Raw genomic sequence first — 16,379 nt, forward strand, 5'->3', positions numbered from 1 at the left:
CGTAAATATTTATAAGACACTATTTGAATCCCTATTATGGGAAACGCTGTCGAATATTTTATTATTAAGAGTATTGGATAGAGTTGACCGACTACCACCCGATGCAATGACATTGATGAGGAGCATCATGAGATTTTTTTCTTTACGTCAGACTAGCAGAGCAGTATTGCTATCTATGGCAGGCCTTACGCTTACGCTAAGTGCCAACGCTGATACTGTCAAACCTGCAGCAGCTCAAGCTTCTACTTCTGCTGCGCAAAGCTCAGTTGATCGCTTGACGCCAGCCAATAGCACAGACGGTATTATTGCTTTAGTCAATGAAAATGCTATCTTAAAAAGCGAACTGGTTGATGCTATCGAGCAAACTCAAGCACGTGCAAAAGCTGCTGGAGAGCCTATCGCAAACTCAGCACAACTACAGTCTGAAGTGCTAAACGCGCTTATTTTGCGTGAACTACAACTGTCTATGGTCCAACGCGCGGGACTGTCTGCCGATGAAGCAGAAATCAATCAACGTCTTGGTCAAATCGCTCAAGCTGAAGGCCTTAATAGCATCGCAGCATTGCAGCAACGTCTAGATGCGGCACAACCTGGTAGTTATGCCAATCTACGCGCCAAACTGATCGAAGAGGCTTCTATCCAAGCGCTACAGCAGCGTCAAATTACTCGCCGAGTACGTATTAGCGAGCAAGACATTGATGCATTTTTGGCCTCACCTGAAGCCAAACGTCTGAATCAAAGCGAATATCAAACCATTCACGTACGTGTGCCTTATATAGATGACTATAGTCGCCTATCAGCTGCTCAACGTGAAGAAGCATTAAAAGTCGCACAAGCATTACGTACGCGTTTGCTTGAGCCAAATGTCAACGTCGCTGAAGCCGTTGCTGCTAGCCAAGGTAGCTATCCGATTCCATTGCAAGGTGGAGATATGGGCTTTCACAAGGCAGCCTCTTTACCAACAGAGCTGTCTAGCAAAATTACCAAGTTAGACGTTGGTACCGTAAGCGAGCCATTATTGACTCCTGAAGGGATTGATATCATCAAGCTTGCTGATAAAAAAGCCAGCAATACGATGCTGATACCACAGTGGCATACTCGCCATATCCTAGTCAAAGTCGATGACCTACAGACTGACGCGCTTGCTGAACAAAAAATCAATGATCTATACGAGCAGCTTCGTGGCGGCGCTGACTTTGCTAGCTTAGCCTCAACGTATTCAGACGATCCAGGTTCTGCGGGACGTGGCGGCAACCTTGATTGGGTTAGCGAAGAAGATATGGTTGGTCCATTTGAAGCCACAATGAAAAATACGGCTGTTGGTGATTACTCTGCGCCATTTAAGACACAGTTTGGTTGGCATATCCTAAAAGTCGACGGTAAGCGCGATCAAGATATTAGCGAGCAATATCGTCGCAATATGGCACGTCAAGCATTGTATCAACGCTTAGCACCACAAGCTCAAGAAGACTGGTTACAAGAGTTACGTGCTGGCGCTTATATTCAGATACTTGGCTGATATGTTGCAATAAGCTAATAGTATTAAGTTAGCTAGAATATTGAATCGATTTAAATAAAGAAGGGTATATGCCATTGCATATACCCTTCTTTATTTTGCGCAGTTAGATATTTAACTGGAAGCTTTGATGAGGAAAACCCAAAGTTAAATAGTTTAAATCTTGATAAACCAAAATCTATACACAAAGAAAAACCCCGAACCTAGGGCGATTGGTTCAGGGTTTCAATACTTCGTGTTATTGTTATTATCTCTCTTCCGTGCTGACTCATCCTAAGTCATTTAACGGTATCAATATAAGACAGCGGGCTGACCTGTGCTTTTATTGATACTGTCTCAACACTACATCCATGCGTATCCTTGTGTTGATGGATGTATTATAGGCCAATGAATTTGGTGCCGATAGAAGCTAAAGACTCTATTTTGCGTAAGCATATGCTTACATTATCTCTATGTATTACCGTTAATAAACAGTCTCTTTTATTAACTAAAACTGCGCTGTTCTTGTCTGTGCTCTTCTGACACTTTTTCGCCTTCTTTCTTGCCTTCTTCGATTTTGTTATCAGTCTCTCGGATATCTTCTGCTTGTGCAGTAGGGGCATTACCCTCTTGCTGGCTGGCCTCTTCTGGCTCGTATTGCAGCGTTGTCATCACAGGAAAATGATCGGAACCTATCGACGGCATACGCTGAATATCAACTACCGTAAAGCAAGCACTATGGAAAATATGGTCTAGAGCCCAACGCAGAAACGGGTATTTAACATGAAAGGTATTAATAAAATGTCGACCAATGCGAGGATCTAGCAAGCCAGAAATACGCTGAAAGCGACGAGTAGTTTTTGACCATGCGACATCATTGAGATCACCTGCCAGTATCGCCGTTTGGTCGTTTTCTTTTATGTGTTTACCTACCATGAGCAGCTCAGCATCACGTGTGGTGGACTTATCAGCTTCAGTTGGGCTAGGCGGCATGGGATGCAAACAATATAACCAAATGACGCGGCCTCCTTGCAAACGCAATTGTGTATGAATAGACGGTATATCATCTATCATCAAATACTTAACTTCAGGATCGATCAGCTCAAGCTTAGAATACAAGTGCATACCATATAAATTATCTAGTGGCACTTTCACGGTATAGGGATAGTCAGACTCAACTTGCTGTAAGGCTTGCTCCCATTTCTTGTCACTCTCTAATGTAATTAAGATATCAGGCTGCTTTTGCTTCACCAAATCGACCAGCTTTTGCGTTTCGTCATTGGGCGTCAATACGTTTGATACCATGATTTTTATTTGATGCGCTTGCCCTTCTGACTTATCTTTTGCCTTTTGAACTTCTTTTTTCCACAGCTTAGTATATGGCAATACCATTCTCAGCTGAAATGCTAACGTACCACTCAACACAACAAACAATATCCACTGCCCTAACTCCCACTCTGAGAAAAACACTATCATGCCAACCCAAGCGATAATACCAAGTACCATTATTTGAATACGTGGAAACTCAACACCGCGCACCCACCAGTTATCCAGCGGCAACCAGCCCCAGATTGTGACAAAGGCGATGAATCCTGCTAGACCTTGTAAGGCGTAATATAATAGTGAGAGATCCATAAGTAGGTACTAACCGTTGATTAAAGTGTCGATAGAGCTGATGATGTATATTGGTTAAGCTTTTGTTTGATAAGAAATATCGTGTTTGTAACCCGCCTGACATCAAATAACTAACGTCGAATAATTGTGTTTGAGACTTACTTTAGCATTTCAGAAGATTCTCGCCTACTGGTGAGTCTCAATTATGCGACAACTATCATAAAACGTTACAATATTGGCTCATTCAATATAATGAGTGCTTTATTGAACATTATATTTTTGAGTTTGTCAGATAGCCAGGTACCTCTTCAATAGTAATAACTTAAAGTTATAGTCGACATAGTTAATAGTGTATAGAAAACGACCAAATAATAGCCAAAACGCCTTGCTTTTTCGCGCCATTCACGGCATTGTTATCGGTTGACGATGCAACAAATAATTGTAAATAGGATTGAACTTCATGAGTGATTTAACAGTAGGTTTGGTAGGCTGGCGCGGTATGGTAGGGTCAGTATTGATACAACGTATGCAGGAAGAAAATGACTTTAACGGTATCACACCGGTGTTTTTTTCTACCAGTAATGCTGGTGGTGATGCACCAAAATTCGATGGTATTGAAACCGGCCAACTAAAAGACGCTCATGATATTGACGCACTTGCTGCTTGTGATATCGTTATTACTTGCCAAGGTGGTGACTATACGTCAAAAGTCCATCAACCATTGCGTGATAGTGGTTGGAACGGCTATTGGGTTGATGCGGCAAGTACCTTACGTATGAAAGATGACAGCATCATCATTCTTGATCCAGTCAACCGTAACGTTATTGATAGTGCCCTAGCCAATGGCAAAAAAGACTTTATCGGTGGTAACTGTACCGTATCATTGATGCTGATGGCTATCGGCGAGCTGTTTAACAAAGGCTGGGTCGAATGGGTCAGCGCCATGACATATCAAGCTGCTAGTGGCTCTGGCGCAAACAACATGCGCGAGCTCATCAACGGTATGGGTGTGTTACGTGATGCCGTCCAAGACGAATTGGCTGACCCTGCTAGTGCTATTCTTGAGATTGATAAAAAAATCGCTCAGACTCAGCGCTCAGCAGACTTCCCTACACAGTACTTTGGTGTGCCACTTGCAGGTAGCTTGATTCCTTATATTGATGCGCAGCTAGAAAACAAACAGTCAAAAGAGGAATGGAAAGGCGGCGTTGAGACCAATAAGATCTTGGGTAACGATGAAGCTAGTACGATTCCTATTGATGGGATGTGTGTACGCGTCGGTGCCATGCGTTGCCATGCACAAGGTTTAACGATCAAACTGAAAAAAGACATTCCGCTAGAAGAAATCGAAGCTGCACTTAAAAACAGTGGCAACGAGTGGTTGGACTTGGTCGAAGATGACAAAGAAGCTACTATGAATCGCCTAACGCCAGTAGCCGTGACTGGCACCTTGACTGTTGCTCTAGGTCGCTTGCGTAAGCTTAATATGGGCCCTGAATATCTAGGTGCCTTTACCGTTGGTGATCAGCTACTGTGGGGCGCAGCAGAACCATTGCGCCGTATGCTGAATATCATTCGTGAGCAAAACAACTAAATCGAATAACCAAAATATCAGATAAAAAAGACAGCAAGTGCTGTCTTTTTTGTGCGGTCAATAACCTAAATGGCTAAGAACAATGACTATATACCCTAGTATCCTTGTATTACTTTTGCTCATACGCAATCATTACCTCGTTACGACGTAAAAATGGCAATGCCCATGGCTCATCGTAACGTGCCAATTCTGGCTCACCTGTAGGCGTTAAATGTTTGCTTTGCATCCAATTTCGCAGTTCTTATGTCCTTTTATCTACTTTATCACTTCCAGTAAATCCTGAGAATTTGATAATGTCATAATTTTGAGCTCGTACTTCGACGATTTCGACTTCTGGGTTATTTGGTTTTGGTGACGTCTCCATCGTATATTTACTGGGCATCGCGAATTGTACGCGCCACTTTCCGTCATCTTGCTGCATACTGACTGACTATATTGACAGAATGAATATCAATATCCAAAAAATCCCTAACAATGCTATAATTAGCGCCATTTTCATAGCTCATATATCGGTTATCATATGCAATTTGTCTTACATAAAACGGCCAGCGGTGCAACGCGTGCACGCCGTGGTACGGTTCATCTCAATCATGGCGACGTGCAAACGCCTGCTTTTATGCCTGTTGGTACTTATGGTACGGTCAAAGGCATGCTGCCACGTGATATCGAAGCCATCGGTGCTGATATTATTTTGGGCAATACCTTTCATCTCTGGTTACGTCCAGGTACCGAAGTCATTGATAAATTCGGTGGCCTGCATAAGTTTATGCATTGGGACAAGCCTATCTTGACCGATTCGGGCGGTTTCCAAGTATTTAGCCTCGGCGCGATGCGTAAAATCACCGAAGAAGGCGTCAATTTTAAATCTCCTATCGATGGCGCAAAGGTATTTCTCTCACCAGAAAAATCTATGCAGATTCAGTACAGCTTGAACTCAGACATCGTCATGCAGTTCGATGAGTGTACACCGTATCCAGCCACTCATGATGAAGCAAAAAAGTCGTTAGAGCTATCATTACGTTGGGGACAGCGCTGTATCGATGAGCACAACAGACTGGGCAGTACCAACGCATTGTTCGGTATCGTGCAAGGCAGTATGTACCCTGATTTGCGTCAGCAATCACTTGAAGGTCTGTTAAAGATCGGCTTTGATGGTTATGCTATTGGCGGTCTATCAGTTGGCGAGCCTAAAGAAGAGATGATAGACGTCCTAGACTACCTGCCTGACGATATGCCAGCAGATAAGCCACGCTATCTTATGGGTGTTGGTAAGCCTGAGGATTTAGTTGAAGGTGTACGCCGCGGCGTAGATATGTTCGACTGTGTGATGCCAACACGTAACGCGCGTAACGGTCATTACTTTGTGACGGGCGATGCAGACAATGCTGGTGTGGTACGTATTCGTAATAGCCAATATCGCAACGATGAAGGCCCATTAGATCCTGAATGCGACTGCTATACTTGCCAAAACTTTAGCCGTGCTTATCTGTACCATCTTAATAAGTGTAAAGAGATGCTAGGTGCTCAGTTAGCCACTATTCATAATTTACGCTATTACCAACGTTTGATGCAGGGTGTTAGAGATGCTATTGAGCAAGATAAATTTGATGAGTTTGTCAGCGAGTTTTATGCCAAACGCGGTCAAACAGTTCCTGAGTTAAACTTGCGTTAATCCTGTTTAATATTCACGACTGTGTAACGAATCTGTTGAAATAAAAAAGGGTTTAAGAATAATCTTAAGCCCTTTTTTTGTGCTGCTTTTATCACTTAATGACTATCAACTAATGATTAATATAGAGTCTATTTTGACTACTATCCCATCAATGACGTCACAAATACTACAATAACAGCGATTGGCGCGATGAATTTCGCAACGATTTGCCACAGCTGCCATGTACCATTAGATAAACCAAGCTCTTGCTGAATGTTACGTTGATCCATTTTCCAACCAACAAATACAATCGCAGCCAGACCGGTTAGAGGCAATAGGAACTTACTTGTAAGTTTATCTAATGCATCAAAGATACCATTACCCATGATAGTGAAGTCAGACCATAAGTTGAACGATAGTAATGCTGCAATACCTAACAACCAGATTACTGTACTTGCCACGATAGTTGATACAGTACGACTCATCGACGTGCGCTCTTCTAACAACTCAACGGTTGGCTCAAGTAACGAGATAGATGAGGTGATAGCGGCAAAGGTAATAAGTAAGAAGAACAATGCGCCAATGATAGTACCCGCACCCATGCTACCGAAAGCAATTGGTAAACTTACAAAGATAAGACCAGGACCAGATGCAGGATCTAGACCATTGCTAAAGATGATTGGGAAGATGGCAAGACCAGCAGCCAACGCAATAACCGTATCCAAAATAACAACGGTACGTGCTGTTTTTAGCAAGTTTACTTCACGGCCCAAATACGAACCATAAGCGACCATTATACCCATACCAATTGATAGGGTGAAGAATGCATGACCTAATGCTGCAAGCATAACATCAGCCGTTAGTTTGCTAAGATCTGGTGTAAATAGGTAAGCAACTGCTTCACCAAATCCACCGTTCATCACGTTATAACCGACGATAACAAACAGAATTACACCCAATAATGGCATTAAAATCTTAGCTGTTTTTTCGATACCACTTGTCACACCAATACCAACGATGACAGCGGTTAAAATCATAAATACCGTATGCCAGATCGTCAATGTACCAGCTGATGCAAGCATAGCATCAAAGGTTGCAGCAACAGAATCACTGTCTTGACCAGCAAAGCTACCTGTTGCAACTTTAGTGATATAATTAAGCGCCCAACCACCGATCACACTATAGAACGATAGAATTAAGAAGCCACCTAAGATACCAGTAGCCCCAACGATGCCCCAGCTACGTGACTTACCTTCAGTCGCTGCTACGTCTGAAAAAGTATTGACTGGATTTTTTTGACCACGTCGACCAATTAACCATTCAGCAACTAATATCGGAAAACCGACCAGCGCGATACAGAACAAATAAGCAATAACGAAAGCTGAACCACCGCTTTCGCCAACCATGTATGGAAATTTCCATATGTTTCCTAAACCAACTGCTGAGCCTACTGCTGCCAATACGAAGCCAAAGCTTGAGCTCCATTGGGCATGTTCTTGTTTATTGATAGCCATTTTTTCCGTCCTCGTGCTTCAATTAACGTTACTGATAATCTTCCTTGATCAACATAAATAGTCGGCCTTACCATTGAGCTATTTAGTAAACGCTTCGATGTGAAACGCCCAGCAACATTAAGAAAGAATTGATTACAATATCGTAAACGCTCAGTTTCTGCTAAGCGACCAAAAAAGTCAAGTGCTCATAAATATAAAAAGCCATAACAAATAGTTATGGCTTTCATATAATTCGCCTTCATTCCATAAGAATTTAGCTGATTAAAAGTATCAAACTCATCATTAATCGAGTTGTGTTTTCTTTAGCGCACAACACCGCGGCTGCTATTTTGTAATGAATCAATAAGTAGCTGAATTTTTGGCTCTTTAGCTAATAGCTCATTATGTAAGACTTCCAACGCTTGTACAGTGGTCAAACCTGATCTGAAAATCGTACGGTACGCTTGACGTAAGACATTAATGGTTTCTTTTGACCAACCTTTACGGCGCATGCCTTCGATATTGAGTCCATGAGCCTTTGCTGGATTGCCAGATACCATCGTAAATGCTGCCACATCTTTTAGAATGAGGCTGGCTCCGCCAATCAAGCTATAGTCATCTACTGTACAAAACTGATGTATGCCTGAGTTACCACCGATGATGGTATGGTCGCCAATAGTCACATGCCCCGCTACACCGACATTGTTAGCCAGTACGTTATGATCGCCAATGACACAATCATGTGCGACATGGGTGTTTACCATCAGTAGATTATGACTGCCGATTTTAGTCAGCTCGCCATCTTGCGCTGTACCGCGATGTAAGCTGCAGGCTTCACGAATCGTATTGTGATCGCCGATTTCAAGCCAAGTACGCTCACCTGCATATTTCAAATCTTGAGGATCTTCACCGATACTCGCAAACTGATAAAACTCATTATGTTGACCAATACGAGTCAGTTTAGTCACAACCACATGTCTATGCAAAACCGTATGCGCACCAATTGATACTTCATCACCAACGATACAATAGGGCCCGATGATAGCAGTCTCGTCAATCTGCGCGGACGGTGAGATGAGTGCTGTAGGATGAATCTGACTCATAAGATGGGCCCTTGTATCATTTGATGCGAGTAAATAATAAAAAAGTATCGCTATTTCAGTGTTACTAACGAAGCTAATACCAGTTGTGTTGTTGAGTTTACATATAGCTATTTATTGCAGTTATGGTGAGCGGTTTCAATATCGCTCTTTGTACAGTATGGCTTATTAAAAACTTAAGCACCCTTCACGTTAGCAGGTTTTTGCTGTTCCTGACGTGCAATCATAATTTGCGCACTAGCCGCCAATTCATCTTCAACATGGACAGTACAATCAAATTTATAGATACCATGTCTTTGCATCACAGTTTTTGCACGAATGATAAGCTGATCACCAGGAATCACTCGGCGCTTAAACCGCACTTTATCCACACCAGCAAACAAATACAGATAGCCATCTTCTGAAGTCAGACCTGCGGTAATGAACCCAAGTATGCCTGAAACCTGTGCCATTGCCTCTACCATCAATACCCCTGGCATGATTGGCTCGTCAGGAAAATGCCCATTAAAAAACTCTTCATTAATAGTCACGTTTTTGATACCAGTAATACACTCGCCTGGCGTACAAGCTACAATACGATCTACCAGCATAAAAGGATAACGATGCGGTAAGTAATGCTTAATCGTATGATACGTTAATGGTAGCGTAAGACCTTGCTCAGCCAAGCTTTTAACGTCTTCATCAGTTGGGATATCTATATTGTTATTGCTCATAATGACGCTTCCTTGCTGTGTTTTGAATATCTATTATTTGTTTGTATTTGCATTAGTTATTGCCTAGCTGACGAAAACGTACAGCAGCACGTCGCCAATTAGCAGTTGGCATTGCAGCAGTACCAGATGAATATGAGCCAGCGGTTTTAATGGATTTGGTTACCATGGTCATGCCAGATAAAACGACATCGTCTGTGATCTCAATATGCCCTGTGATACCGACAGCGCCGCCTATTATACAGCGCTTACCTATCGTAGTACTACCCGCAATACCCGTTTGAGCAGCAATAGCAGTACCGTCACCGATACGGACGTTATGGGCAACTTGTACCAGATTATCAATAATCACGTGATTGCCAATAACGGTATCATCGATAGCGCCACGATCGATACACGTCTGGCTACCAACTCGTACATGATCACCAATAATGACACGGCCTAACTGAGCAATGCGCTCCCAACCTGTGGTACTAGGATCTTTAGTAGGCGCAAAACCGAACCCTTCAGATCCAATGCTTGCCCCTGCATGCAATCTAACGTAATTACCAATAACACACTCAGGCCCGACAACGACTTGCGACTTAATCACACAATCGGTACCGATACTGGTATTGGCCTCAACCACGACATGAGCATCAAGTGCGCTACGCGCCCCTATTTGCACATTGTCACCAATCACGCAAAAAGGGCCGATATTGACTTGCTCGCCAATAACAGCACTGTCTGCAATCACAGCACTAGGATGAATTCCGTTAGATAAAGAATGACGTGCAAACAGCTGACTGGCACTGGCATAAGCCAGATATGGATTTGAAACGACTAGCGCTATCGCTGAGGTAGGCACTTGGTCACGATATGCTTCCGTCACCAACACCGCGCCTGCGTCACTGCTAGACAAGCTAGAAATATAGTGAGGATCTGCCAAAAAGCTTAACTGCTGCTGACTGGCCGTCGTCAAACTACCGACGCTACTGAATGGTTGACACAATTCCTCAGTATCAATCTCAGCCTTATTAATAATAGGCTGACGCTGCTCAATTCGAGTAATGAGTTGCTCAATCGTTATCATAATGACTATTAATAAAATATGGTTATAAATGAAACGGTCGCCAAAATAACAATGCGTTTTGACGACCTACTAAGCTCTAATGATATTTCCGTCTATTTGAGACAATCTTCGAAACTGCTCAAATAGATGAGAATGAGGTCATTAATTTAGAATGTATTACCAATCTGGAACTGGACTTTTTCAGTCTCATCGCCCTCTTTGTCACCAAATGGTACCGCGTAACTCAGTGAGATTGGACCAATTGGCGTATACCAAGTGATACCAGCACCAGCACTATAGCGGAAGTCATTATCTTGAGTCAGCAATGGAACATCTGAATCATTAAAAGTACGATCTTCTTTATCAGACGTGTCAAAGACCTGACCACCTTCAGCAAACAATACTGGGCGTACCTGATCTGCCCAATCACCTTTAAACGGCATTGGCAAAATCAATTCAGCACCAAACGTTGCTAGCGCATTACCACCAACCTCTTCTGCGGTAAAGGTTTGGTTGTCTGGATCATTGACCGCATCATAATAGACTTGTGATTTAGGTCCCAGAGTAGATGATTCATAGCCACGTACTGAGCCATAACCACCAGCATAGAAGTTTTCATAGAACGGTAAATCATTACCATAACCAAGCTTAGTATAACCACGCGCGATCACGTCTTTATAAATAGGGTAATATATATTGCCGCTATACGTTAGCTTTTGGTAGTTGGCATCGCCAAGACCGATGGTTGCATCAATCGCATGGCTCATCCCTTTGGTAGGGAATACTGGGCGATCTAACGTGCTGTAGTCCCAGCCAAGTAACAAGTTATAGGTTTGATAGTCGTTTTTAAATGTTGAAACGCCATCAGTATCATCGTCAAATGTTTGTGTGCCACCATCATCTAGAATCTCTTGAACATTAGAAATACCTAGGTAACGACCACCACGAACCTTTGTGTTGTCTACATTTAGACCAGCACTAAGACGTTTGGTTTCATCAATAGGATAACTATAGTTCAGCGTCGCACCATATGAATCGGTCACATAGTTACTAACATTGTCGTCATCATATTTGGTTTTGCGATAATAACCACTGATACCTTGAGAAACACCGTTTTCTGTAAAGTACGGATCGGTATAACCTAGGCTATAAGAGTCGCGTGTTTCTGAACGAGAAAGCGCAGCTTTAACACGGTTACCGGTACCCATAAAGTTGTTTTGGGTCAGATCCAATTGGAAAGTTACACCACCACTTTGTGAGTAACCAGCTGCAATCGTTGAGCTACCAGAAGGCTGCTCTTCAACCACATAATTTACATCAACTTGGTCTGGCTGGTTAGGTACTGGCTTAACATCAACAGTGACATTTTTAAAGAAGCCAGTACGCATCAAACGCGTGCGTGACAGCTGAATTTTGTCATTAGAAGACAGCGTCCCTTCTAACTGACGCATTTCACGACGTAATACTTCGTCTTGCGTTTTGATATTGCCCGTAAAGTTGATACGGCGAACGTAGATAGGACGTGCAGGGTCGATATAGTAATCGACATCGACCATTTTAGTATCGTCATTGATACGTGGTACTGGTCTGATTTGAGCTAGATAATAGCCTTCATTACCATAGCGTCTTTTAAGAGAAGCAGTGGTTTCGTCTAGTTTTACTTGCGAGTATTTCTCATTAGATGCAAAGCTCACAAGCTCTTTTAGCTCACTATTTTCAAAGGTAGGTTTACCTAAAAAGTTCACTTCGCCAAACTGGTATTGCTCGCCTTCGCTTAAGCTAACTTCGATAAACACGCTACTTTTGTCTTCGCTGATATTCAATACAGCATTATCGACTGAAAAACGCACATAACCATCGTTCTGATATAGCGCCTTTAAACTCTCTAAACTGGCGGCCAGTTTTTCTTGAGCGTAACGATCAGACTTAGATAATAGACGCGTCCATGAAGACTCTTTTACTGCGAAAACGTCTTTAATCTCTTCATCACTAAAATGCTTGTTACCAATGATATTGATATCAACAACTTTAGCAGGCTTGCCTTCTACAAAGCGTACGTCAAGTTTCACGCGGTTACCATCAAGGACCGTTTGATCTACTTCGATATTACTATTGTAGTAACCTTGGCTAACGTATTGCTGTTGTAGCTCATTAGCCACGCCTTGCAAAGTAGACTGCTTAAGTACGTCACCAGCAGAAAGACCAGCATTCTTCAATCCCTGCTCAAGCCCTTCTTTTGGAATAAGCTTGTTACCTTCAAAGGTAACTTCAGCAATCGTTGGACGCTCAATGACGTCAAACCTTAGCTTGCCACCTTCGACACGGCTTTGAATATCAGCAAAGTTCTCAGTTGCATATAGCGCCTTAATACTGGCAGCTAAGCTACTATCATTCACCGTATCGCCCACCGTAACAGGTAAGACCGGATAGAGGCTATCAGGGGTTAGGCGTTGTAGGCCATTAAAACCGATGTCAGTTACTACAAATTCTGCAGCCTGTACTGGCATACTCATCATCGCTACAACTAACGGCAACCCAGCCGCGCTCATAATTAAAGGCGTACGCATAAACACTATCCGTCAATAAAAAAATTGCTTAAGTTAAGTTAAAAGGCACGTATTGTCTAACCCGTGCGCACAAGGTTATAAACCCATGCAAGGGCAACTCAGAACACTTTATATAAATTGCATCACAAAATAAACTAAAAATTACGATTAGTACAGAGGTCACGACACAGAGTAGCATGCACATCATAACAATAATCAGCCTATAATAGGCGTAAAACCATTAGTATATCGTGCTTTATCAGCCATATTGCTCATCAGCCGATCAAAATAGCCGGCTGATGTCATTACCAATTGCTAACACCATGAAACCTGCCAGCAAGAGTAAACCGATATTTAGACCGACCATTTGTACACCTTCAGACAGTGGCTTGCCGCGAATCAACTCAATAAAGTGATAAACAATATGACCACCATCTAATACTGGGATTGGCAAAAGGTTTAAGACGGCAAGACTCAGGCTAATAAGCGCCGCTGTCGATAATACCATTTGCCAACTGATATCAAAGCTTTGCTTGGCGACTTTAGCAATGGTAATTGGCCCTGATAAGTTGTCTAAACCAATCATACCTGACAGCATTTTTCCCATTGAGCTTACGGTCATTACTGCTAGCTGCTCAGTCTTTTCAAACGACTTAACTAACGACTCACTAGGGCCATAGACCACGGTAGTCTTGTAATCATCAGGAATCACAATCTCAGTCTGATCCACCATCGCACCAATCTGTCCGTAATCATTACCCAAGTTGTCTTTTTTGCCTTGGGGCATAATTTGCAACTGTACAGGCTTGTCATCACGCAACACCGTAAAGTTCAACAGCGTTTCAGGATTATCACGAATGATACGCGTCGCAGTAATCCAATCTTCGATTGACTCATTATTAATAGCAGTAATGCGGTCACCAACCTTTAGACCTTGGCGGCTAGCGGCACCATCGGGAGCCAAACCACCTACAATCGGCGCAATCTGCGGCTGCCATGGCAACATACCAAAGCTGGTCAGTGCGTCTTTGCCTTGAGCCTCGCCTTGCATAAACTGCGTAACTGGTGCTTGATAGGTTTTAGTCGACTGATCGGTTTGGGCGTCTGACTGCAAGGTAATGCTGACATTATCCGTCTCACCCATACGTCCTGCAAGGCGATAGTTAATACCTTCCCATGTCTGCACATCGTGCCCATCAATCGCAACAATCTTATCACCGACTGGCAGCTGTGCCATCGCAGCAGGCGTATCTGGTAGTACCTGTCCAATCTTAGTCGCCAACTGCTCAGATGGGGTCATAAATAGTACCCAAAATAGCGCGATAGCGATGACAAAATTCATGATAGGGCCAGCTGCAACGATAGCAATTTTCTTTAGCGGATGCTGCCGATTAAATGCAAGATGCTGCTCATCTTTTGCGACATTACCTTCACGCTCATCCAGCATCTTTACATAGCCGCCGAGTGGCAATGCTGAGATACGATAGTCGATGCCGCTCTTTTTGCTAGTCCAACCAAAAACTTTAGGACCAAAGCCGATAGAGTACGTTAGCACTTTGACACCGCAAAGCCGCGCCACAATATAATGTCCCCATTCGTGTAAGGCAATAAGCGGGCCTAAGACAAATATAGCGGCAAGAAGTGTTAGTAAAAACGTCATGATTTTTTCTCAGTATTGTCTCTCAGCATTTTCATCAACATCTTCGCTAATATCGTTTATCAATGTCACGTATCAGCTAAGAGACGCTTGCTACGATTATGTCAGCTTTGCTACCAACTTATCAGTCAGATGGCGTGCAATCTTATCGATTGCCAATATGTCTTCTATGTCAGCAGTTTCGTTCAATGGAGGCAGCTGTATGTCATTTAAGGCTTGTTCGTTAATATTAGCAATATCCGTCAAACGAATTTTCCCATCGAGGAACGCCGCCACTGCAATTTCGTTTGCCGCATTGAGCACAATAGTGGCTTGCGTTCCGGCTTGCATGGCTTGGCGGGCCAAACGCAAACAGGCAAATTTTTGTAGATCTGGCTCAATAAACTCCAAACCACTAAGTGCAAATAAGTCTAACGGCTGTGAGCCACTATCCATCCGATCAGGGTAGCTAAGCGCGTGCGCAATGGGCGTTTTCATGTCTGGACTACCCAACTGCGCCAAAAAGCTGCCATCGCTATATTCTACCATTGAGTGAATGATACTTTGTGGATGAATAACCACATTTATCTTATCTTCAGGCAAATCGAATAAGTGACAGGCTTCTATCAGCTCAAGCCCCTTATTCATCATCGTGGCCGAATCGACAGATATCTTTTGACCCATTGACCAATTCGGGTGTTTGACCGCTTCTGCGACGCTTGCCTGCTGCATTTGCTCGAACGACTGCTGCAAAAATGGCCCACCAGAGGCTGTTAACCATAGTTTACGGACACCATGATTTGACTGATGAATTTGAGTATTGTCTTGCTGAATAGCGAGTGGCAAGCATTGAAAAATGGCATTGTGTTCAGAGTCCAGCGGCAGCAAAGTAGCTTTGTGCTTTTTGACTGCATCGATCATGACCTTACCTGCCATGACTAAGGCTTCTTTGTTGGCCAATAGGATACGTTTGCCTGCACGTGCTGCTGCCAATGTAGACGGCAACCCTGCCGCCCCTACAATCGCCGCTACAACCGTATCAGTCTGTGAGTCAGTGGCAATATCTACCAATCCTGCCTCGCCCCCTACGACATCACTATCAATCCCTGCTGCTTTAAGCCTGTGAGCAAAATCATCTACGGCTGACATCGGCACACTGACGCGTTTCGGCAAAAACTGCTGACAGAGTGCAAATAGCTTATCTAAGCGATGATAGCCTGACAAAGCATAGACTTCATAAGTGTGCGGTTGCGCCGCTAATATTGCTAAAGTGCTATCGCCAATCGAGCCTGTCGCGCCTAGTACGGCGATGCGTTGCGTCATAACCATTAATGCCCATGATACTTAAAAGTAATAAAAATAGAATATCGTCTGTTAACTATAAAGCCACTGCTCTGATAACTTCACTTGCCATACCAATGCATTGCTCGCTGTCTGACTTATACCAATATTATGGTGAACTGACTACAGAACAGGTCTAAATAGAACA

At 43.2% G+C, this 16,379-nt stretch carries 11 protein-coding genes and 1 pseudogene; 3 read left to right on the plus strand and 9 right to left on the minus strand.

The window, feature by feature from the left end; all coding sequences use genetic code 11:
• The first annotated feature begins 127 nt into the window (after positions 1-127).
• Positions 128-1,519: a peptidylprolyl isomerase gene (locus tag I3254_RS13540; protein ID WP_238053212.1), complete on the plus strand. Its 1,392-nt coding sequence runs from the start codon at positions 128-130 to the stop codon at positions 1,517-1,519.
• Between the two features lie 480 nt (positions 1,520-1,999).
• On the opposite strand, the gene I3254_RS13545 is transcribed toward I3254_RS13540, so the two are convergent.
• Positions 2,000-3,130: an endonuclease/exonuclease/phosphatase family protein gene (locus tag I3254_RS13545; protein ID WP_238053213.1), complete on the minus strand. Its 1,131-nt coding sequence runs from the start codon at positions 3,128-3,130 to the stop codon at positions 2,000-2,002.
• A gap of 439 nt (positions 3,131-3,569) precedes the next feature.
• Between I3254_RS13545 and asd the strand changes: the two genes are divergently transcribed.
• Positions 3,570-4,703 (plus strand): aspartate-semialdehyde dehydrogenase, encoded by a 1,134-nt coding sequence (gene asd / locus I3254_RS13550; RefSeq protein WP_238053214.1) that lies wholly within the window; start codon positions 3,570-3,572, stop codon positions 4,701-4,703.
• Between the two features lie 109 nt (positions 4,704-4,812).
• Here the strand turns inward: asd and I3254_RS13555 are convergent.
• A pseudogene (locus tag I3254_RS13555) lies at positions 4,813-5,124 on the minus strand (heme-binding protein).
• 99 nt (positions 5,125-5,223) lie between these two features.
• On the opposite strand from I3254_RS13555, the gene tgt reads away from it, so the two are divergent.
• Positions 5,224-6,375: a tRNA guanosine(34) transglycosylase Tgt gene (gene tgt, locus I3254_RS13560; RefSeq protein ID WP_238053215.1), complete on the plus strand. Its 1,152-nt coding sequence runs from the start codon at positions 5,224-5,226 to the stop codon at positions 6,373-6,375.
• A 140-nt stretch (positions 6,376-6,515) separates the two neighbouring features.
• Here the strand turns inward: tgt and I3254_RS13565 are convergent, their stop codons facing one another.
• From I3254_RS13565 to ispC, 7 genes are all read right to left on the minus strand, one after another.
• Entirely contained in the window at positions 6,516-7,868 is a 1,353-nt protein-coding gene (locus tag I3254_RS13565) for a sodium-dependent transporter (RefSeq protein WP_102094408.1), read from the minus strand.
• Positions 7,869-8,170: 302 nt separating this feature from the next.
• Positions 8,171-8,950, minus strand: coding sequence for an acyl-ACP--UDP-N-acetylglucosamine O-acyltransferase (lpxA, locus tag I3254_RS13570; RefSeq protein WP_101206170.1), 780 nt, complete (start codon positions 8,948-8,950; stop codon positions 8,171-8,173).
• Positions 8,951-9,123: 173 nt separating this feature from the next.
• Entirely contained in the window at positions 9,124-9,660 is a 537-nt protein-coding gene (fabZ, locus tag I3254_RS13575; protein ID WP_238053216.1) for a 3-hydroxyacyl-ACP dehydratase FabZ, read from the minus strand.
• 52 nt (positions 9,661-9,712) lie between these two features.
• Entirely contained in the window at positions 9,713-10,729 is a 1,017-nt protein-coding gene (gene lpxD, locus I3254_RS13580) for a UDP-3-O-(3-hydroxymyristoyl)glucosamine N-acyltransferase (RefSeq protein ID WP_238053217.1), read from the minus strand.
• A 146-nt stretch (positions 10,730-10,875) separates the two neighbouring features.
• Positions 10,876-13,275, minus strand: coding sequence for an outer membrane protein assembly factor BamA (gene bamA, locus I3254_RS13585; protein ID WP_238053218.1), 2,400 nt, complete (start codon positions 13,273-13,275; stop codon positions 10,876-10,878).
• A gap of 262 nt (positions 13,276-13,537) precedes the next feature.
• Positions 13,538-14,914: an RIP metalloprotease RseP gene (gene rseP, locus I3254_RS13590; RefSeq protein ID WP_238053219.1), complete on the minus strand. Its 1,377-nt coding sequence runs from the start codon at positions 14,912-14,914 to the stop codon at positions 13,538-13,540.
• A gap of 96 nt (positions 14,915-15,010) precedes the next feature.
• On the minus strand, positions 15,011-16,219 hold the full coding sequence (ispC, locus tag I3254_RS13595) for a 1-deoxy-D-xylulose-5-phosphate reductoisomerase (RefSeq protein WP_179798709.1): 1,209 nt from the start codon (positions 16,217-16,219) through the stop codon (positions 15,011-15,013).
• Positions 16,220-16,379: the final 160 nt, after the last annotated feature.

The sequence above is a fragment of the Psychrobacter sp. Ps2 genome (assembly GCF_022129405.1).
GTDB lineage: Bacteria > Pseudomonadota > Gammaproteobacteria > Pseudomonadales > Moraxellaceae > Psychrobacter.